The following is a 21,032-nucleotide window of genomic DNA, read 5'->3' on the forward strand; positions in this document are numbered from 1 at the left end:
TCAAGGTTTTTTACTGAGATACGCGAAAGCCATTCTCGTGATTGAAGCATATGAACAGATCGTGAGTGACAATCAAATTTTTATCAGATGGATAAGAAAAGAGGTGTACGATGGAAACAAAACACAACGTTTCTATAGAAGATAGGTTCGGCAATCGTGGAACGGAGGTTTACAAACCGGTCACAGAAAAAGAGATTTCAGATTTTCTGAAGAAAGCGAATGAAGAAGGAAAAAGCGTTTCTATAGAAGGAGGCGGAACGAAGCGAGGCTACGGCGGACAGGGAGAGGCTTATGACTGGACCCTTTCTTTAGCTGATTGGAAAGGGGTTGTCGAGCATCAGGCAGGAGATATGACCGTAACGGTGAGAGCTGGAACGACGATTGCGGAGCTGCAGACTTTTCTCGAAGATTATGACCAGAAGGTATCCATTGATCCCTGCTGGCCGGACGATTCAACCATCGGAGGGGTCATCTCCGCTAATGAGAGTGGTCCGAAACGGATGAACTATGGGTCAGCGCGCGATCTCGTTATTGGTCTTCGTGTTGTCTATCCAGATGGTGAGGTCATTCGTACAGGTGCAAAAGTTGTGAAAAACGTAGCGGGTTACGATATGAATAAGTTGTTTATCGGAGCTATGGGGACACTTGGTGTAATCAGTGAAATTACAATGAAACTGAGGCCGAAACCAAAGTATGAAAGTCTTGTTCTTCTTTCAGTAGAAGAAGAGGAAGTGGACACCTTACGTTCTCTTGCTGTATCCATTCAAGATGCCATGATAGAGCCGGTCTGCCTTGAACTGATGAATCCACAGTTGTCCAAATATTTAACCGGCAGGGAAGCCTACACGCTTCTGGTTGGATTTGAAGATGTAGAAAAAGCGGTTAAAGATCAAGAAGGATGGATGGAATATCACAAGCCGGCCTCTGCCCAGATGGACGTAAAGCAGGAGGAAGACGCACGGGAATTTTGGAAAGCGTTTTCAAAACGTGCGCCGAATGCACTTGATCAGTCGGATGGAGAGACGAAAGTCGTATTGAAAACAGGCAGTAAACCGATGGAGGCTTTTTCTATTATTAAAGAAGCGGAGAAGATACAGCACGAGGTTTCCGTTCAAGTCGAATCTCATGGCGGTTTGGGCCATGGAATCAGTCAGTTGGTTGTATCAGGTTCAGAAGAAGGGATCGTTTCGTTTGTCGATCAGCTTCGTAAGTATGCTGCGAAGCAGAAGGGCTATGTGATTTTAAAACATCTGCCGACGGAACTGAGAAAAAGCATCGATCCCTGGGGGAACTATACATCTGGACTTTTCTTGATGGAAAAGATCAAGAAAGCGGTAGATCCTGATCACACATTAAACCATCAGCGGTTTATAGGAGGGATATAAGGTGTTAAAGGAAATGGTGGAAAAAAAGGCAACATCCTTACCGTGTGATTCAACTACGATGACCAATTACTTCAGTGAAGATCACCCGGATGAAGAGAAGTGGGCGGACTGCGTCCATTGCGGCATGTGTTTAGAAGCGTGTCCCACATACTTAATTACCGGACAGGAACAGCATTCCCCAAGAGGACGGGTGCATTTAATCAAGTCCGTCGCTGAAGGGAAATTGAATCTCAATGAAGCGTTCGCCGATCCGGTGTTTCAGTGCCTTGACTGCCGAGCCTGCACAACAGCCTGCCCGGCGGATGTTGATGTCGGCGGCTTAATTGAAGAAGCGCGTGGCCAGGTTCGTAAGGCGATGCCGCTGACAGGTTGGAAGGGAGTTGTAAGCAGCTTCTTCCTGAAAGGACTCTTTCCGCATCAGAAACGGATGGGAGCCGTAGGCGGGATGTTAAAGTTTTACCAGCAGAGTGGTGTACAGAAGCTGATGCGCGGATCCCGTGCACTTCAAATCATGCCGTCTCATTTATCAGGTATGGAAGCGATTATGCCGGAAGTAGGGTCTCCTGTTCAGCAAAAATATAAAGATGTAGACGTCATTCCTGCCAAAGGAACGCCTAAAGCGCGTGTTGCCATGCTGACAGGATGCATCATGGACGTCATGTTCAGCGATATTAATCAGTCCACCATTAATGTGTTAACCTACAACGACAATGAAGTCACCGTCCCTAAAAATCAAACGTGCTGTGGCGCGCTTCATGTTCACGCCGGGGACCGGGATACGGGCAGGAAGCTTGCAAAACAGAACATAGAAGCTTTTGAAAATGATGAAAAAGTAGTCGTTAATGCAGCTGGCTGCGGATGTGCGTTGAAAGAATATCCGGAGTTATTTAAGGATGATCCACACTGGCGTAAGCGGGCGGAAGCTTTTTCTGAAAAAGTGCAGGATATCTCCAAATACTTATATGATACCGGTTATGAAAAACCGAAAAGCTCGATTGATAAGAAAATCACCTATCATGATGCCTGTCACTTAGCTCACGGGCAAGGGGTGCGTCATGAACCGAGGCAGATGCTTAAGGATATACCTGGCATCGACTATACAGAGATGTCCCGTGCCGATACCTGTTGTGGAAGTGCGGGGATCTACAACCTGACCCACCCTGAAATGGCAAAAGCCGTTTTGGACGAGAAAATGAAACATGTTCCAGAAGATGTCGAAATGATATCTATGGGGAACCCGGGCTGTATGCTTCAAATGGCGATGGGGGTTCAAAAATATGGACGTAGAAGTGACATCGTCCATACCGTACAGCTTCTCGACTGGGCTTATCAGAAAGACCAGAAATCAACCGTTCACCAGGGAAAGGAGTAATCCAATGCTGAAACGAAAGAAAAATAAGCGAGAAGGCATGGACCCTCATATAAGAAGTCTCATGAAAATCGTCGGGGAAAAAGAGATTCTGTATAAACCGGAAGATCTGCTTTCCTATGATTGTGATGGATTTACTGTCCATAAGGCGATGCCCAAGGCTGTTGTATTTCCTGAGAACACAGAAGAGGTTTCAGCTATCGTGCGTTACTGCCATATGAACAACCTTCCTTTCCTTGCAAGGGGTGCCGGCACTGGCCTAAGCGGCGGAGCGATCCCACTAAATAATGAGGTCATCATCAGCATGGTGAAAATGAAAAAAATGCTCCATGTCGACTTGGAAAATCGTCAGGCAGTCGTCCAGCCTGGATTTGTAAATTTGAAACTCACTCATTCCATTTCGGATAAAGGGTATTATTATGCTCCCGATCCATCCAGTCAGTATGTCTGTACAATCGGTGGCAATGTCGCTGAAAACGCTGGAGGGGCCCACTGTTTGAAATATGGTGTGACAACAAACCATATTTTAGGCCTTGAGGTCGTGCTGCCCGATGGTGAGGTAATAGAACTCGGGGAAGCTGGTGTTCCGGATCGTCCAGGCTATGATTTGATGGGCTTATTAACAGGGTCAGAAGGAACCCTCGGCATTGTTACCACGATTACGGTACGAATTCTAAAAAGCCCTCAAGGAAAGCAGACCGTCCTGGCCTATTTTGACCAAGTCGAAGACGGGAGTCGTGCTGTATCTGATATTATTTCAGCCGGTATTGTCCCGGCTGCGCTTGAAATGATGGATAAAACGGCCATTGAAGGGGTGGAAGCAGGGACCTATCCTGTCGGGCATCCCCCTGATATTGAAGCTCTGCTGCTCATTGAAGTGGACGGGATTCTTGCTGGACTTGAAGAGCAGGTGGAGCACATTCTGGAAGTCTGCCGCAAAAGAAATGTCAGGGAAGTTAAAGTTGCATCCAGTGAAGAAGAACGCGGACGCTGGTGGGCCAACCGTAAGACGGGTTTTGGGGCCATGGGGGCTATATCTCCGGACTATCTCGTACAGGATGGTGTCATTCCAAGAAGCAGGCTTCCTGAAGTTCTTCAGAATATTTATGACATCAGCCGAACATCTGGTCTTCGTATTGCAAACATTTTCCACGCGGGAGACGGAAATTTACATCCATTGATTTTATTTGATTCCCGTGTTCCTGGAGAAACAGAAAAAGCGTTAAAAGCAGGGACTGAATGCCTGAAAGCATGTGCTGATGTTGGAGGGTCCATTACTGGTGAACACGGGGTGGGAATTGAGAAAAAGGAAGAAATGCGCTTTATTTTCACGGAGGAAGAGTTGGAAGCCCAGATGAGAATCCGCGAGGTGTTCAACCCTTATGATCTTCTCAACAAAGGAAAGCTGTTCCCAACACCGAGCCGCTGTATGGACGTGAAAAAGATTGTAAAAGAAACTGTAGCCGTCAAGTAATGATAAAAGGAGTGGAGAGAAATGAAATTTGCTAGATTTCAATACGACAATGACATTCGATATGGTGTGGTCACAAACGATGATGTAAGTGTTATTGATGGGGACCTGTTTGGAGAGTGGACGTACACAGGAGAGGTCCTTCCATTGAACCAAATTAAACTTTTGGCACCGGTTGAGCCGAAGAAGATTATCGGTATAGGAGCGAATTATGTGGGAAGTGAGGAAGAACGTCCGGATCAGCTCCCGGAGATCCCTGTTTTTTTCTTTAAACCGGAATCCTCCATCATTGGTCCAGAAGCGGATATAGAAATTCCAGAGGCCATTGATGAAGTAAAGTTTGAGTCTGAGCTTGCTGTAGTTGTTGGGAAAGAGATGAAAAATGTAGAAGAAGAAGACGTGCTGGATCATATTTTTGGCTATACCATCGGCAATGACGTCACAGCCCCCCAATTTTTTCAGGAAGATGGACACTGGACGCTCGGAAAGGCGTTCGATACGTTTACTCCAGTTGGTCCTGTGATTGAAACGGAACTCGATCCTTCAGAGGCCGTTGTAAAAGCAGATATTAATGGTGTAGAGAAGCAGAATAGTCCGACCCAATTAATGATTGTGTCGCTTAAGCACATGGTGTCTTACCTATCCAAAGTCATGACGCTGCAACCGGGGGATATCATTTTGACAGGCAGTCCGCTTGGAGCGCATTTTGTGAAAAAAGGAGACGTCATTGAGTGCAGAATCGATGAAATCGGGGTCCTGAAGAATAAGACCGTGAAAGCCTCTGTTTCTATTCAATCGTAAATAAAAGTGGTCCCTTTCATTTCTTTTAAGAGATGACACTTGGAATCTAATAGGATCAGGCTGAATCTATGGCATGAATCGAGAAGGGCTTTTATTCAGGCCCCTCTCGATATATGACCTTATGAGTCTACGAAACAAAGTAGAGGATAGTGTTGTGTTTCCAGTAAAAACGCAATGATTCTCTGTTCCTTAGTTTAAGGTGAGCTGAGAAGCCGTCTATTTTCCCGAAGCTGTCTATATTTATGTGGAAAGATGTCAGGTTTTGTAGTTTTACAATTTTTTACTTATATAGTTGAAAGTGTCATCAGGTGACCTTATAATAATAAAAGAAAGCGTTTTCAAAAATGCATAAAGCGAAGGGAGTGGAGATGGTCTTAAAAGGGGAGGAATGAGTCAATAAACCATTGGAGGGTGAATGATGAACACTGGTACCTTAGCGCTTTTATCACTTTTACCGATTGTTGCTGTTGGTATATTTTTAGTCGGACTCAGATGGCCGGCGAGTAAAGCGATGCCCATCTCCTACATAGTTGCCGTTCTGCTCGCTTTATTTGTCTGGAAAGTTCCCGGTGCTATAGTCGCTGCTGCCTCCGTAAATGGAGTCGTGGTTGCTGCTACGCTTCTTTATATTATTTTTGGTGCGATCCTTCTGCTAAATACACTTCAGGAAAGTGGTGGATTAAAGACGATCCGCCAGGGGTTTATAGATGTTTCTCCAGATCGAAGGATCCAGGTCATTATTATCGCCTGGCTGTTTGGAGCTTTTATTGAAGGTTCCGCCGGGTTTGGAACGCCGGCTGCTGTTGCCGTTCCTTTACTTGTTGGGTTGGGCTTCCCTGCCATGGCCGCTGTTGTTGCGGGGATGGTCATCCAAAGCACGCCTGTTTCCTTCGGTGCTGTCGGTACTCCAATCCTGGTCGGCGTTCAGACGGGTCTGGCTGCCGATGCCAGTATTACGGATAATTTTCTTTCCCTCGTCACCATGGTTGGGGGACGTGTCGCTGTATTACATGCCATAGTTGGTACTCTTGTTCCTTTATTTGTTGTTGCCCTTATGACACGTTTCTTTGGTAAGAATAAGTCGTTCAGTGAAGGAATCCGGGTATGGAAATTCGCTTTATTTGCTGCTTTTGCTATGACGATTCCATACACGATTGTAGCCAATTTTCTTGGACCTGAGTTTCCTTCCATGATCGGAGGTCTGGTTGGTCTTGCGATTGTCGTTCCGGCAGCGAAAAAAGGTTTCCTTATGCCTCCTAAAGAGGAGTATTGGGATTTTGAGGATTCCTCCAAATGGGACCCTTCGTGGACCGGACGCATTGAAATACAGGACATTGCCCATAAAAGTGGGAAAATGTCGATGGTCCGTGCCTGGACGCCCTACATCCTAGTTGGTTTATTCCTTGTCCTGACCAGGCTCAAATCCCTCCCGTTATTGGAGTGGATCAAGTCATGGAACGTTACGATTCCAACAATTTTCGGAACGGATATTTCAGCAAGTTTTCAACCGCTGTACTTACCAGGTACCATCTTTATCGTGGTTTCTTTAATTACATTTGTCATTCATCAAATGGACGGGCAGGCCTATAAAAAAGCTTTGGCTCATTCCGGAAAAACGATGATTCCAGCGTCAGCTGCTTTATTGTTTACGGTCCCTATGGTGCAGGTGTTTTTGAATTCCGGCGGGGGTGCGTCAGGATTTGGCAGTATGCCGATTGAACTTGCCAATGGAGTCGCTGCTCTTACAGGGGATTTTTGGCCGTTGTTCTCTTCCTTTGTTGGCGGATTAGGAGCTTTCATTGCGGGGAGTAATACCATTAGTAATATGATGTTTTCTTTATTCCAATATAATGTCGGCTCACAAATCGGTGTGGATGCATCCTGGATTGTCGCTCTGCAGGCTGTGGGTGGTGCGGCAGGGAACATGATCTGCGTGCACAACGTTGTCGCAGCATGTGCAGTCGTCGGATTGGTTGGAAAAGAAGGAGACATAATCCGTAAGACGCTTCTTCCTTTTGTCTACTACGCTACGTTTGCCGGTGCGCTTGGCTACTCTATCGTGTGGACAGCAGAGAAGGGAATCTTCAACATCGGTTCTATTCTAGTAGCCATCATTACGACCCTTGCGGTTTATATTATTGCTACCAATCATAAGAGACTCCCGGAATCACAGCTGCGTAATCAGAAGCGCTTCCGGGCTGTGAAGTAAATAAGTTTTTAAGGTAAACGAAAAAAAGAGACTTCTATTATGAAGTCTCTTTTTTGCTGGTTTTCTATTTTTGGAGGATCGTTAGCCACATCAGCCGCTGAATTACAAAAAGAAATACGGTCTTAAAGCTGCAGGATAATATAATCGTGATGTCACTATTTCTTCTTGGAAGAACATTCAAGACCCATAGAGTATCTGACGAATTTTCTTAGCAAATACAACAGGCTTTTCAATTTGTTGAACATACATATAAGAAAGCATAGGCATGCTGCAAGGAAACCCGGTGACGAAATTACAATAAATCCCAAGTTGTGTTAATTTCGACATTACCATATTTGCATCTTTGAACTGAACAGGGATACGTCCAATGTTAAGAGCGCACCCTTGTGAATCCATACTGACAAAACTAAAAATTCCATCTGTTACCGTAGGAGACTGGGAAGCACATCGATCTAATATCTTTAATCGATGGCGTTGAGGTACTGCGATACTACAGAAGCACTGCTGAAGTGGGTAAGGGATTAAAAAACCTCCCATAATCTCACTTGCCTGCTTACATGTATGACTCATATTTAAAGCAGAAGGCGTATTTGACCGTTGAGCTGATCCGACTGGCAATGTATTCAAAACAGGTAAGAGTCGCCAGGCAAAAGAGACCGGGGATTCAATACCAGCTACATAAACAATAGGAAGATCTGGTTCACTATATAAATAACCATGGACAACATTGTGTACGATTCCCTGCCTTACCAAAAGGTCAGTCACTGTCGCGATATTCCGCTCCTCAACTGGGATACGTCCAATAATAAGTGCTTTTCCCTGGGCATCGAAATTACCAAAGTCAAAATAAGCATCCGTTACCATAGTAGAATCAGCTGCTGATCTCCCTAACATATTTACTTCAATACACTGGGCTAAACCAACTGTACAGAAGGGGGACTGTGGAGTGATGGGCAGGATTGTGTAGCCGCCAATGATTGATGCAAATGCATGACAAAGGGATTGTGTTCCAGTAAAGTGATCCATTTTTACACCCCTTTATTCCAATCTGTAAGTTCAGCACTCGACTAAAAGAAACCTGGACTGTACATCTAATTGATTAATAGGTAAAGTTCACATGGTTTCATTATATGTTTATTTTATTTCTCCATTCGTTCAGCCTGAAGGAATTTCTGTAATCAGTTGTAATGATCTCCATGATATAGACAAGCGTGTCTTTTTAAGTTTGAGTGATACAAAAAAAGAACTTCCGTAAAATTGGAAGTTCTTTTTTGTCAGTATGATCAACAATACGCTTTAACAGTATCTACGATTTAAATATCAATAAAGAACCACACGATCATAATCAGCTGAATAATGATCTTTGCGACAGTGCCGCTTAGAAAACCGAACAGAGACCCAATCGCAGCCTTCAAGGCATCTTTAGATTCGCGCCTTTGAACAAGTTCAACTATGATGACTAAAACAAATGGAACGATTAAAATCCCGAGCGGCGGGATAATAAATGAACCTACAATGACCCCGACAGCGGCTGCCCGTTCCCCCCATTTACTTCCTCCGTAACGCTTGACGAAATAACTGTTTGCTATAATATCTGATACGATGAGGAGAATCGTAAGGACGATCGCACCAATCCAGAAGAATACAGACAGGGCTTCTCCGTCTAAAAAGAAAAAATAAGCAAGAAATCCGATCCAAAGCACAAGCGGTGCAGGAATGAGCGGGAAGATCACACTCGCGAAACTTGCGATAAAACAAGCAATAATAACAATCCAAATGACCATTTCCATTTCTTCCAACCTCCTAAAATAACAACTCTTCCATTATACGATTGACGGAAATAAAAGTTTCTAAACAATAGAAAGGAATCGGGGGTGAGAGGAAGAAGGTCTCCATAGCAGTTTCTTCCTGTTCATCCATCCTTTTTATGGTAATCTAAAAAAGGAAGAGGGGCCGGTTTATACCTCTCACCGGTGATATAGTCGATGCCTTTTGCTATTTCTTTATCATTGATATACAAGGAGGAAGAAAAATGAAACGAATAGGGAGTATAGTTTCTGCCGGCTTATTTTTGCTGTCTATGGCTGGAATGACAGCCCTGCTGCTTGGAAATGATTCTTTCCTTCTTATGAGTGTTCTGTCTGCTCTACTTGGGTTTCTTATTGGTCTATTTGCTGACAAAGGGGCATTTAAGAGAATAGGTGTCCTGGGAAACGGCGCGATTCTAATTGTGACGGTCCTTTTTCCTTTCTTTGTCACAACCTTCTTTTGGAATACTCCGTAGATTCATATAAAAAGATCCGCCTCTACAAAGTAGGGGCGGATCTTTTTCATCTCCATTGAAAATTATTTCAATCCTAATTCCTGTCTATCCGGCGGTGCCATAAATTCCGGGCCGACCGGATCCTGAATGTGTTTGAGCAGAATTTCGTCAATATCATGCATTGTTTCTTCATCAATGGTAAAGTTGTCCACTTCCTGAACAGGGTTCAGCTGATCAGGACGACGTCCGCCCATGAGGGCAATGCCGGATCCGGGCTGATCGAGTACCCAGCGGATCGCGAGCTGAAGAACACTTTTACCAAAGCGGTTCTCCGCAAGATGTTCAAGCTCCTGAACAGCATTTAAATATTGTTTAAAGCGTGGCTGCTGGAACTTGGGGTCGTTATTTCTTAAGTCGTCGCCTTCAAAATCACGTTTGGTAGACATTTTTCCAGATAGTAGCCCGCGGCAAAGAGAACCATAGGATATCGTGGTCAGGTTATGATCCTGCACATAAGGCAGAGTCTTCGATTCGATATCGCGTTCAAATAGGTTGTAGGGTGGCTGCAATGTATGAAGCGGAGCAGCTTCCCTAAATGTATCCATCTGCTCAGGTGAGAAATTGCTGACACCAATAGCTCTGATCTTTCCCTGCTTATATAAATAGGCTAAGGCTTCTGCTGTCTCATGAATAGGTGTGATCGGGTCCGGCCAGTGCACTTGATAAACGTCGATGTAATCGGTTTTCAAACGACGGAGAGAGTCTTCCACCTCCTGGTGAATTCGCTCTTTACTGGCGTTTCTGAATACGGAATCATCTTTCCAGTCCATACCGACCTTCGTAGCCAGCACAATATCTTCACGTCTTCCGTATTGCTCTACAGCTTTGCCGACAATTTCTTCTGATCTTCCAAATCCATAAACAGGAGCTGTATCAATGAGGTTGATCCCCTGATCAAGAGCGGTATGAATGGTTTTAATGGATTGATCTTCATCCGTTCCTCCCCACATCCAGCCTCCTATTGCCCATGTACCAAGACCGATCCGGCTAGCTTCTAATGATGTATCACTAATTTTTGTTTTTTTCATTTGTTCCACCTCCAAAATAGAGAACATAATGATAGTACCCGGATTTTCACTACGTTAAGCATAAGATAACCTACTTACATAAGAGAAGAATAAGCTATAATAAAGGAAATAGGAGAGGGGATGGAGGAATGGAAACAGCAAAGAAAATGGATGCAGGAAAGAGTCGTTCAAAGAAGGACTGGAAAAAAGTAACCCTTTGGACATTGGGCATCATCATCGTATTGATCCTTAGTGCTGGGATTTTTGTAAACGCTTACACTTTGAGGAGTCTCCCGGAAACATCTGGAGAAGTTCAAATCGATGGAATCACTGAAAAGGTACAGGTGACCAGAGACTCAAACGGCGTCCCACATATAGAAGCATCAAATCTCCATGACCTTTTTATGGCACAGGGATATGTGCAGGCACAAGACCGATTATTCCAAATGGAGCTGGCAAGGAGGCAGGCATCGGGGCGCTTAAGTGAGGTCGTCGGTGAAGCCACTATTAATCAGGACCGGTATTTCCGGACCCTTGGCCTCCGTCGTGCTGCTGAGAAATCGTTGGCTGTTTATCCGGAAGAGACCGTGGAAAAACTTCAAGCTTTTGCTGATGGTGTCAACGCCTTTATAGAAAATGAGCCACTGCAGCCGGAATTTGCGATGATGGCGATTGATCCAGAACCGTGGACCCCTCTTGACTCTCTTACGATAGGGAAGTATATGGCTTTTGACCTCGGTGGGCACTGGGAGCGCCAGGCCTTTAACTATCATTTGCTGCAGGAGTTTCCGAAAGAAGAAGCCTACGAGCTGTTTCCTTCTTATCCTGAAGAAGCGCCGACTATCCTGGCAGATGCAGGCCCTCTTGATATGGAGAAAAGTTTCGCAGGCGTCGTGCTGCCTCATGAATTTAACGGAAGCAACAACTGGGTAGTCAGTGGTGAGCGGACAGCATCTGGTTCTCCAATGCTTGCTGATGATCCTCATCTCGGTCTTGCTACACCGTCCATTTGGTACCAGATGCATTTAGAAGCAAAGGATTATCATGTGTCAGGCGTCATTTTCGCTGGAATTCCGGGAATTATTCTCGGTCATAATGATTCTATTGCCTGGGGAGTGACCAACGTCGGGCCGGATGTTCAGCAGCTCTATGTGGAGAAGCGGAAACAAGATGATCCGACGATGTTTTTATATGAAGATCAGTGGGAAAAGGCAGACGTAATTAAGGAGACAATTGAAGTGAAAGACGGTGATTCTGTTGAATTGGATGTTCTTGAAACAAGGCATGGCCCTGTTATTAGTGAATTCGCAGAAGAGACTGGTGAGGAGAAGGTACTGTCTTTACGCTGGACGGCACTTGATGCAACCACTGAGCTCGATGCGGTTTTAGAAATGAACCAGGCCAAGGACTGGTCGTCTTTTGAAAAAGGGTTGGAGAAGTTCCTGGCACCGGCTCAAAACTTCGTATTTGCAGGTGTTGATGGAACGATTGCCTATAAAGCGAATGGACAAATTCCGATTTATGAAAATCCTGATGATGCGCTGCTTCCGCTAAGAGGGTGGAAGGCGGAAGATGAATGGAAAGGGTTTATTCCATTTGATGAACTGCCGAAAGTGGTGAACCCTGAGGAGGGGTTTGTGGCTACAGCGAATAATAAAGTGACTTCAGATGATTACCCCTATCATATCAGTCACAACTGGGCTCAGCCTTTTCGCTACCAACGGATTGTTGAAATGCTGGAAGGAGAAGACACGCTTACACCTGAGTATTTTCAGCAGATGCAGATGGACGTAAAAAACCTGCAAGCCGAAGAATTTCTGCCGTTTATGCTTGAAAACATAACAGATGATCGATCCCCGCTCGAGAATGAAGCGTTGGCTTTAATGAAAGAATGGAATAAGGAAGATGATCGTACTCTTTCCCAGCCGCTCATTTTCCATAGGTGGATGACGAACATTGAAAGTAAGCTTTACGATAAGGAAATATCCAAGGACATGCTATCGTTATTCAAAGGTTCTGCACAGACGACAGATGGGCTGCTCAGGAAAGTACAGGACGGGGAAGAGTCTTTATGGATAGAAAAAGCTGGCGGGATCAAGGCCGTGATCACCTCTGCATATGAGCAGACCATCTCAGATCTCGCAGCAGAATTTGGTGAGGAGCCTGGCAGGTGGGCATGGGGTGACTTTCATGCGGTTGAGTTTACCCATCCTTTATCGAGCATTGGTTTTCTCGAACGCTTTCTCAATCCTGGAGATCCCTCCCCCGTCAGCGGGAGCCGTGTGACGGTGCGGGCGGCCGGTTTTAAATCCAATGGTCTTGTTAATCATGGGGCATCCTGGCGGTTTGTTGTGGATATGTCTAACCCAAATGAAGCCTACCATGTTGTCGGACCTGGACAATCCGGCCATTTTCGCAGTGATTGGTATCACGATCAGCTCAAGGACTGGGTAGAAGGTGAGTATCACCTTACAAAGACGAAAGCGTATGAAGGTGAGAGACTCACGTTACTGCCAAATGAATAGGCATGGAAAGCCGTTCTTATAATAGAACGGCTTTTTTTTGGAAGACTACATACTGGACTGATAAAAAACGGTTAAGCCATTCCTGATGAATCATAGAGGCGGTTTAAAAAATGAAACAATACGGTCAGAAAGAAAGTAAAAAGGACAAACGAAGGTCACTGATTGAGGGGTTAGCGAATGGATGCCTGTCGGTTATTTTCTTCCCTTTCTGTGTCGCCGGCATTCTTTACTGGTTGTTAGGATGATGAAAAGAAAAAGACAGGGATTGTCTCAGAATCATTTGAAATAGCTGCTTAGTTTATCTTTTTTAAGGGAAAGACTAAGTGTGTCATTCTATAATGGAGGTCTTCTTATGCATGGATTTCACGAAGTTTTTATTCAAATACTTATCTTGCTTGCCATTTCTGTAACGGTAATCGGAATAGCTAAACTGCTAAAGGAACCGGATTCCATTGCTTTGGTGCTGGTAGGTCTTGTTCTTGGGATGACTGAACTTCCGGTTATTGAAGAAGCCGAGAGCTACATAACTCAGTCGGAAGTATTTCAGGCAACGATCATTTCCCTGTTCTTACCGATCCTGCTTGGTGATGCTACATTAAAACTTCCCTTCCACCATCTATTCTCTCAAAAGAAGACGGTGTTTGGACTTGCTTTTGGGGGGACATTTATCTCTGCACTCGGTATCGGGAGCGCGGCTTACTTTTTTCTCGATCTCCCGCTGGCAGTGGCTTTTACATTTGCGGCTCTTATGAGTGCTACAGATCCCATTAGTGTTCTGTCGATCTTTAAGTCACTTGGTGTACCTCAAAAGATGTCCACAATCATGGAAGGAGAATCGTTATTTAACGATGGTATAGCCGTTGTTCTTTTTAAGATAGCGAGCATCTATCTGCTGACATATATTGAAATGGGATGGGCTGGTCTTGGCAGCGGTATCTTCATGTTCTTGAAATTTGCAGTAGGAGGAGCCATTATAGGGTTAATCCTTGGCTATATATTCTCGCAGATTATCCGTATTTACGATGACTATCCGTTAGAGGTAGCCTTTAGTGCACTCTTGTTCTTCGGCAGTTATTTCATTGCAGAAGAATTCCACACATCAGGAGTTATTGCTGTTGTTGTAGGAGGATTTGTTTTTGGAGATTATGGAGCGAAAATTGGCATGAGTGAAGAGACGAAAACGAATATCAACACGTTTTGGGATAGTATTACACTTCTTGCGAACGCACTCATCTTTCTTATGGTCGGCCTTGAGATTAGAAACATCGACCTCGCTGGAAATTGGAAATATATTATCGGAGCAATCGTCATAGTTCTAATTGGCCGCACCATTGCTCTTTACATCAGTACAGGATGGGTAAAGGAAATTTCCTCAAAAGAACGCCTGCTTATCAACTGGGGAGGACTCCGCGGCAGTTTATCGGTAGCGCTTGCCCTGAGTCTTCCAATGGATTTTGCGGGAAGGGACCAGGTTCTCCTGCTTACGTTCTCCGTTGTTTTATTTTCCTTGATTGTACAGGGTTTGACCTTAAAACCATTGATCAAGAAATTAGGCTTGGTTTAGTAAAGAAGGCGGACGAAATCGATTCGATTTCGTCCGTTTTTTGTTGCGGTATACCTTCATGTTTTGGGTATGAAAACAAACCTGGATTTACTACTGTACTTTTGAAAAATAAACGATTGAAATGATGGACCTCTGGATTATTAGAAGATGGGTATGAGTGCCGTTTAAGGTTTTAAACTTAGGTTACTTGGAACACATCATACAAAAAAATTTCGTGATATTCTCGAAATCTTTTTTCATGTCAATTTCTCTTCATTTCCTACAAAAACACTTAGATATCACCAAAGGTGAAACTGACATTATTGTAGAATAAGTACTAACCAAAACTCTTAATAGGGGGATGCTTACTATGAGAACCTACATTTTAGAGGAGCTGTGTCGAGTTAAAGGGGAAATACTCTGTAATGAAAGGCAAAAAGGAGAAGGAGCACATTTTACAAGGCAGCGCCTTAAAGGAATGGACGAAGCTTATAGAAATCTTTTTCTAATTGAATCCAGGAACATGGTTGCTTACTCCGATGTTTCTGATAAGGATAAGTATATTGATGACGCGATTGCTAAGCATATACAGGGCGGTTTCAGGACAGGTGACCGCGCCATTGATGGTAAGTTAATAGGGAGATATATAATTGAATGGCAGTTGGAGAATGGGGCCATTAAGTGGGCGGAATAAGTTTAAGATTCTCAATTTCTGTATCATAGGCAGTCCTGAATCATTCTTTTACCATTTCCACATACAAGAAGTAAGAAAGGAGACTACGTTTGATGTAGTCTCCTTTCGTTTGAAGTGAATGCTGGGCTTCAAGGTTTACTGGGTTTGTTTGATTGTTTCCTGGAGTAAGGGATGCACATCCTGGTACAGGCCGCCTCTATCTCTTTAGTGATAGAAATAAATTAATGAAATAACCAATGACCAACAATAAAAGTAACAATAAATAGCCTGCATCTTCCCACACAAGTTTTATAACAACGAACGCAAGAAGAGAACCTAAAACAGCGCGCCACCACAATCTGATCTGAAACTTCTTTTCTTTATCTGACAACACATTTCCTCCCCTTGATGAATGTCTCATAAAGAAGGCATTCAATTTCTCACGAACAGCAATGCTCTTATAAACATCCGCGCTGAATGCTGATTATTCCTTGTAAGTAAAAAAAGTAGTCCATTATGAAGTACAAGAACTCTACTCCAAAATGGAACTACTTAGACATCCAGTGTATGCTTCTTCATTCGTTTAGATAGGTTTGAATTTTTTGAACGGCTTCTGTTAAATCCTCATGGATCACATAATCGAACAAGTGGTCCTTGTCTGTCGGCTCATTGTTGATAAGGATGCTTGTCGTATATTCCTGTTGGAATGCATCATAGGGAAGCAGATTGAATGGGGTGACCAATAAAGAGGTTCCCATAACGAGTAATACATCCGCCTGCTTTATCATTTCCACAGCTTTTTCGTGCCCGGTAATCAAGTCACCAAACAGAAGAACATCAGGTTTTAATATGTCTCCACAATCATCACATACAGGAACGGGAGCTCTCATTATTTCATCCAGTAAAAAAGAGCGGCCGCATGCAGGGCAGGTCGATCGGTTCAGTGTGCCGTGGTATTCAAGAACGTTCGAACTCTGTGCGAGAGAATGCAGTCCGTCCACATTCTGCGTGATGACAGAAACAGACCGGTCCTTTTGCTCAAGGTCACGAATGAAGTGATGAACGGAGTTTGGCTGATAGTTTTTCAATAGCTTCATCCGAAAGATGGCTTTGTATTTTTTCCAAAAATCTTCAGGGTTGGTGTAAAAATAGTCACTTGACATGTAATACTCTCGTGAATGATCTTCGGACCAAAGTCCTTCACTTGAACGGAAGTCAGGAATTCCGCTGGCTGTGGAGACACCTGCTCCGGTAAGAACAGCGATAGAATCTGCACTTCGAATGTTCAAGGCAATGGTTTCATACATGAAAGAATGCTCCTTACTGTTTGTTGAAGCCTTTTTTCTTTACAATACCTGTAACGTCCATACGCATTGGATTCGTAAAGCGGCGCAGCATTTGGTCGGTCCAGGAATCGCTTCGCGTATTTGTCTTCCGGGATTGGTAATAGGCAGCAATTTCTTTGTCAAACGCCTGCAGTTCATCTTTTTGGTCCTGATTATATTCATTTTCAAAGTAAATGGCTTTCGTCTCTAATCTTGGTTTTTTGTCAGGCTGGTGGTCCGGGACTCCGATGACCATGCCGAAGAGCGGCAGGACATGTTTAGGGAGCGAGAGAATTTCATCCACTTTATCCAGCTGGTTCCGGATACTCCCGATATAACAGATTCCAAGGTCCATGGATTCTGCTGCCAGGGCCGCATTTTGCGCAGCAAGAGCAGCATCAATGGCCGAAACGAGGAAGTGTTCACTATTTTCAAGGTTTGCAAGCATTTGTTCATATTGTTCCTCTGAAGCCTGCAGGGTGTGACGGTATAAATCTGCACAGAAGATAAGAAGATGGCTGTTGTTTTTTACGTAGGCCTGGCCGGTGATTTCAGCAAGCTGTGCTTTTTTCTCTTCATCTGTCACACCAATAATACTGTAAGCCATCATATAACTGGATGTGGAGGCCTGCTGGGCAGAGGAGAGAATGAGATCCAGCTGTTCATCTGAAATTTTCACATCTTTAAACTTACGAATGGAGCGGTGGTTCAATATCGTTTCAATGGTTTCATTCATCTTGAAATCCTCCTATTGGTAGATCCATTGGGATGTGATTGTATCGTTCACTTCTTCTTTAGGATCTTCGCTTATGATTCTAATCTTTTCTTCATTCATAAAGGTAACAGACTGAATGGCGTATTGGTAATAATTTGGTTTAGCCAGCACATTACCATCGGCTGCTTCTAATTCTACTGTTTGAACGGTCTGTAGATCCATAACCATCAGCTGGTGCTTAGGTTCATCCTCCCTCAGCCGTTCAAATAAAAAAGCGACATAGTTTCCTTCCGGAGAAGGCTGAATGGAAACCAGCGAGCTTATATCGCTTAACAAATAGGAAAGTTTTTGTTTGAAATCAATCAGTAAATGAGAACAGCGGTTTTTGTGGCAGGCAAACTCAACAAGAAACTGATCCTTTTGTATTTGGGTATAAGTAAGGTTTTTCAATGTTTGCTCAGGGTCCTCAAAATTATTTATGTACTGATACAAGATTGGAAATTCCTTCTGAGTAAGTTTATACGTTTGTTCTTCCAAGGTAAATGATAGATCTTGTGGATCTTCCTCCCTTAAACCATCCTGGACGATTGGTTGTTCATTTTCCTGTAGTTGATCCGTTGTTTCTTTTGCATTTGCAGAAGTATTGCAGCCTGCAAGCCCGATACATATAGCGATTAAAAGCAGGATGCCCCAATTTTTCAACATAACCATTCCCTTCACATCAAAGAACTCCTTTCTACAGGATACCACATTTATTTTTCCATAGAAGAAGCAAATCTATTTACAATTCTTCCATTATATAAGGAAGGATTTCGCTGTACTAAAGGAGAAGTATTCGTTCATAAGAAAAAGGGGGAGGGATCCTGGTGTCGAGGATCTTTGATTTTCAAGGGTATGTGAATAAGAAAAAGAGATTATACACAGGTGATTCACACAGGAGCATAGACCTGGAAATCTATCGAAGCGTTGTCCATCATCTACAGTTGTCTCGAATAGAGACGTACGACGAGCATATCGAAGTCATCACTACATCTACACCTCTAAAGCTCTTTTACGAAAGAGATGAACAGCGCTTTATTCATATGTTTACTTCCTTACTTCATCAATGGAATCTTATAGTGGAGGGGGAGCAGGAGGGGTTATACGAGAGGTTTCCGACAGTCGGCGATTTATGCCTGTATATTAAAAGAAGGGTGAAAGCTCTATAAGATGATGATTACTCATCTCTTATAGCTTTCACCCTTTTCATATTGACCATTCCTACATAAAACTGGGTAAGACCAATGCCGAACAAAATGGGACCGATACTTGCGGCAAGCATCGTACTAATAAACGTCTGCACCATGCCGATGCCCATCACTAGTGCGTGCTTTCCTTGAATAAAACTAAAATAAGACCCGATCAAGCAGCCAATCGCAGCTAATACAAGCGTTGGTGCCAACCAGGGATAAAGGGCAACTAATTCCATATTTAACTCTCCTTATTAAGTATTCTGAATTTTCTATTTATTAAAGTGTATCATGCATGGAATCAAGGGTTCAACCGTGAAAAACGTCTAGTTTTGACGCTTCTTCTCCTTTGCATAATTAAAGGGGTTCCCTGCTATCGTGGTGTTTAAACCTTTTTATCTACTTTTTGTTATAAAGAACTTGCAAATCAGGTTTTGTTTTAGAAAAATGAGCGGTGTTCCACACAGATGCTTTTCGCTTATCTTTTACTAGACGGATCTGCTAACAGTCTAGAATGATCACTCAGGTTCCCAACCCTGAAAATTCAGTTTCGAGATTTTTGAACCGGTTTGTTATATAGTGAAAACAGGTAGATTATCTTAGAAGAGTGGAGGGATGCAGATGAATGGAAAGATTGTAGTTGAAAACTTAACGAAAACATTTAAAAAGGGAAATGTTAAGGCTGTAAAAGATGTTTCCTTCAACGTCGACGATGGAGAATTCTTTGCTTTTTTAGGACCGAACGGCGCTGGTAAATCCACAACGGTTCAAATCCTTACGACATTGATCAACGCTTCTTCAGGAAAAGCGGAAGTTGCCGGTCATGATGTGATCAGAGAGCCGGAGAAGGTGAGGCGCTATATTGGTGTAGCTTTACAGGAAACAGGGGTCGATCCTGATCTTACTGGTCGTGAAATGCTGGAGCTCCAGGCATATATTTTCGGTTTCAATAAGGAAGACGGGAAGAAAAGAGCCCAGCAATTACTGGAGATTGTTCAATTAACAGAAGCGGCCGGCCGACGCATTGGGAATTATTCAGGTGGAATGCGGAGACGGCTGGATCTTGCACTTACACTTGTAAATGAACCGAAAATACTTTTTCTGGACGAACCAACGACAGGTCTTGATCCATCGAACCGTATAGCGATCTGGGAGGAACTGCGGCGGCTTAATAAAGAAAATGGCACAACCATATTCCTCACTACGCAATACTTAGAGGAGGCGGACTCTCTTGCGGATCGAATCAGTATTATTAATGATGGAGAAATTGTAGCCACAGGGACACCGAAGGAACTGAAGGCGCAGATAGGAAACGATTTAATTGCCCTTGCTCTTAAGGATCAGACCCAGCAGGACAGGGCTGTACAGTTATTGCAGCAGCAGATGCAGGATATGGACGTCATTCGTAAAGATGAAAAAATCCTTGTTTATGTAGAGGAAGGGACCAAAGAGCTGCTCGAAGTGGTTCGTATTTTTGATCAAGAGCAGATTGGTATTGAAGATATACAGTTATCTTCCCCGACCCTTGATGATATCTTCCTTAAAATAACGAGTGAGCAGAAGGAAGAGGTGAAGAGCCATGGGGAATAATGTTTGGAAAGATACATGGCTGATGACGGTAAGAAATATCAAAACAACGCTGAGAAACCCCTTTTCTTTTATTCCGAACTTAATCATTTCTGCTTTTTTCCTGCTCGTTTATGAAGGGGGATTAAGCGGTATTTCCCAGCTGCCTACATTCGAGGGTGCAAACTATCTGGCTTTTATCCTGCCGGTTTCCATCGTATCAGCTGCCATTGGGGGAGCGGGTGGAGCGGGGCAGAGCATTGTCAAAGACATTGAGAACGGATTCTTTTCCCGGTTATTATTAACACCGGCTTCCAGACTTGCTATTGTTCTGGGGCCGATTATTGCGGGTATGCTTCAGCTGCTGGTGCAGACTCTATTAATCATCGGAATTGCCTTCCTGCTTGGTTTGAAAGTTGAGACGGGCTTTGCTGGCGTGCTTTTTGTTCTACTCATTGCAATTGGGTGGGGGCTTGCCTTCGCTGGTTATTCTGCCGGAGTTGCGCTTAGAACCGGAAATGCACAGGCTGCCCAGGCGGGGACATTTATCTTCTTCCCGCTCATTTTCTTGAGCACAACGTTCGTCCCTTATGAATTGATTGAAGCCCAGTGGCTGAAGATTGCCGCGACAATAAACCCGACGACTTATATATTTGAAAGTATGCGGACGGCCCTTATCGACGGCTGGGTCTTTTGGGATCTTATGCAGGGGGTCATTGCGATTGTTGTAGTCTGTACAATTACGATAACCTTTGCAGCTGTGTCAGCGAAGAGGGCAGTATCCAGAGGGTAATGGAATAATATTCCCCTTATTCAATATTTTTCTGATATACTGGTAGTAACAAAACGATTAGGAGTGATGTCTTATGGCAAAATTCAACAAAGCAATAA

20 protein-coding genes are annotated in these 21,032 nt (G+C 43.8%); 13 read left to right on the forward strand and 7 right to left on the reverse strand.

The genetic code is table 11. The features are described from left to right. The first annotated feature begins 110 nt into the window (after positions 1 to 110). From LC036_RS03025 to LC036_RS03045, 5 genes are all read left to right on the forward strand, one after another. Entirely contained in the window at positions 111 to 1,385 is a 1,275-nt protein-coding gene (locus LC036_RS03025) for an FAD-binding oxidoreductase (RefSeq protein WP_226578046.1), read from the forward strand. 13 nt (positions 1,386 to 1,398) lie between these two features. Next, positions 1,399 to 2,757, forward strand: a complete 1,359-nt coding sequence (locus tag LC036_RS03030; RefSeq protein ID WP_413229847.1) for a (Fe-S)-binding protein — start codon at positions 1,399 to 1,401, stop codon at positions 2,755 to 2,757. 4 nt (positions 2,758 to 2,761) lie between these two features. Continuing rightward, positions 2,762 to 4,228, forward strand: a complete 1,467-nt coding sequence (locus LC036_RS03035; RefSeq protein WP_226578050.1) for an FAD-linked oxidase C-terminal domain-containing protein — start codon at positions 2,762 to 2,764, stop codon at positions 4,226 to 4,228. Between the two features lie 21 nt (positions 4,229 to 4,249). Continuing rightward, positions 4,250 to 5,026 carry a fumarylacetoacetate hydrolase family protein gene (locus LC036_RS03040; protein ID WP_226578053.1) on the forward strand — a complete coding sequence of 259 codons (777 nt, stop codon included), beginning with the start codon at positions 4,250 to 4,252 and terminating at the stop codon, positions 5,024 to 5,026. Positions 5,027 to 5,444: 418 nt separating this feature from the next. Further along, positions 5,445 to 7,235 carry an L-lactate permease gene (locus tag LC036_RS03045; RefSeq protein WP_226578056.1) on the forward strand — a complete coding sequence of 597 codons (1,791 nt, stop codon included), beginning with the start codon at positions 5,445 to 5,447 and terminating at the stop codon, positions 7,233 to 7,235. Positions 7,236 to 7,412: 177 nt separating this feature from the next. On the opposite strand, the gene LC036_RS03050 is transcribed toward LC036_RS03045, so the two are convergent. Both LC036_RS03050 and LC036_RS03055 read right to left on the reverse strand, forming a co-directional pair. After that, entirely contained in the window at positions 7,413 to 8,261 is an 849-nt protein-coding gene (locus LC036_RS03050; RefSeq protein WP_226578059.1) for a DUF1259 domain-containing protein, read from the reverse strand. Between the two features lie 287 nt (positions 8,262 to 8,548). After that, on the reverse strand, positions 8,549 to 9,025 hold the full coding sequence (locus tag LC036_RS03055; protein WP_226578062.1) for a DUF456 domain-containing protein: 477 nt from the start codon (positions 9,023 to 9,025) through the stop codon (positions 8,549 to 8,551). A gap of 242 nt (positions 9,026 to 9,267) precedes the next feature. Between LC036_RS03055 and LC036_RS03060 the strand changes: the two genes are divergently transcribed. Continuing rightward, positions 9,268 to 9,519, forward strand: a complete 252-nt coding sequence (locus LC036_RS03060) for a hypothetical protein (RefSeq protein ID WP_226578065.1) — start codon at positions 9,268 to 9,270, stop codon at positions 9,517 to 9,519. A gap of 62 nt (positions 9,520 to 9,581) precedes the next feature. Here LC036_RS03060 and LC036_RS03065 read toward each other — a convergent pair whose 3' ends face one another. Beyond that, entirely contained in the window at positions 9,582 to 10,586 is a 1,005-nt protein-coding gene (locus LC036_RS03065) for an aldo/keto reductase (protein WP_226578068.1), read from the reverse strand. A gap of 128 nt (positions 10,587 to 10,714) precedes the next feature. On the opposite strand from LC036_RS03065, the gene LC036_RS03070 reads away from it, so the two are divergent. The 4 genes from LC036_RS03070 to LC036_RS03080 all read left to right on the forward strand — a co-directional run bounded on the left by LC036_RS03070 (position 10,715) and on the right by LC036_RS03080 (position 15,327). Beyond that, positions 10,715 to 13,090: a penicillin acylase family protein gene (locus tag LC036_RS03070; protein WP_226578071.1), complete on the forward strand. Its 2,376-nt coding sequence runs from the start codon at positions 10,715 to 10,717 to the stop codon at positions 13,088 to 13,090. A 110-nt stretch (positions 13,091 to 13,200) separates the two neighbouring features. Continuing rightward, positions 13,201 to 13,335, forward strand: a complete 135-nt coding sequence (locus LC036_RS18455; protein ID WP_264188065.1) for a hypothetical protein — start codon at positions 13,201 to 13,203, stop codon at positions 13,333 to 13,335. A gap of 107 nt (positions 13,336 to 13,442) precedes the next feature. Then, complete coding sequence (locus LC036_RS03075) at positions 13,443 to 14,654, forward strand: cation:proton antiporter (RefSeq protein WP_226578074.1); 1,212 nt, start codon at positions 13,443 to 13,445, stop codon at positions 14,652 to 14,654. Between the two features lie 349 nt (positions 14,655 to 15,003). Further along, a complete protein-coding gene (locus LC036_RS03080; RefSeq protein WP_226578077.1) occupies positions 15,004 to 15,327 on the forward strand; it encodes a hypothetical protein in 324 nt (107 codons plus the stop codon). Positions 15,328 to 15,881: 554 nt separating this feature from the next. On the opposite strand, the gene LC036_RS03085 is transcribed toward LC036_RS03080, so the two are convergent. Genes LC036_RS03085 through LC036_RS03095 form a run of 3 tightly spaced genes read right to left on the reverse strand, consistent with a single transcriptional unit; the run spans position 15,882 to position 18,051 of the window. Further along, positions 15,882 to 16,613, reverse strand: a complete 732-nt coding sequence (locus LC036_RS03085) for an NAD-dependent protein deacylase (RefSeq protein ID WP_226578080.1) — start codon at positions 16,611 to 16,613, stop codon at positions 15,882 to 15,884. 13 nt (positions 16,614 to 16,626) lie between these two features. Further along, positions 16,627 to 17,367: an oxygen-insensitive NADPH nitroreductase gene (gene nfsA, locus LC036_RS03090; protein WP_226578083.1), complete on the reverse strand. Its 741-nt coding sequence runs from the start codon at positions 17,365 to 17,367 to the stop codon at positions 16,627 to 16,629. A gap of 12 nt (positions 17,368 to 17,379) precedes the next feature. Further along, complete coding sequence (locus tag LC036_RS03095; RefSeq protein ID WP_226578085.1) at positions 17,380 to 18,051, reverse strand: hypothetical protein; 672 nt, start codon at positions 18,049 to 18,051, stop codon at positions 17,380 to 17,382. A gap of 161 nt (positions 18,052 to 18,212) precedes the next feature. Here LC036_RS03095 and LC036_RS03100 point away from each other — a divergent pair, with 161 nt between their 5' ends. Then, positions 18,213 to 18,554, forward strand: a complete 342-nt coding sequence (locus tag LC036_RS03100; RefSeq protein WP_226578088.1) for a hypothetical protein — start codon at positions 18,213 to 18,215, stop codon at positions 18,552 to 18,554. An 8-nt stretch (positions 18,555 to 18,562) separates the two neighbouring features. Here LC036_RS03100 and LC036_RS03105 read toward each other — a convergent pair whose 3' ends face one another. After that, positions 18,563 to 18,814, reverse strand: a complete 252-nt coding sequence (locus tag LC036_RS03105; protein ID WP_226578091.1) for a hypothetical protein — start codon at positions 18,812 to 18,814, stop codon at positions 18,563 to 18,565. 382 nt (positions 18,815 to 19,196) lie between these two features. Between LC036_RS03105 and LC036_RS03110 the strand changes: the two genes are divergently transcribed. Then, positions 19,197 to 20,165, forward strand: a complete 969-nt coding sequence (locus tag LC036_RS03110; RefSeq protein ID WP_226578094.1) for an ATP-binding cassette domain-containing protein — start codon at positions 19,197 to 19,199, stop codon at positions 20,163 to 20,165. Further along, complete coding sequence (locus LC036_RS03115; RefSeq protein ID WP_226578096.1) at positions 20,155 to 20,934, forward strand: ABC transporter permease; 780 nt, start codon at positions 20,155 to 20,157, stop codon at positions 20,932 to 20,934. The genes LC036_RS03110 and LC036_RS03115 overlap by 11 nt, the downstream gene beginning before the upstream one ends. Positions 20,935 to 21,032: the final 98 nt, after the last annotated feature.

Source organism: Halobacillus litoralis (assembly GCF_020524025.1).
Lineage (GTDB): Bacteria > Bacillota > Bacilli > Bacillales > Halobacillaceae > Halobacillus > Halobacillus litoralis_D.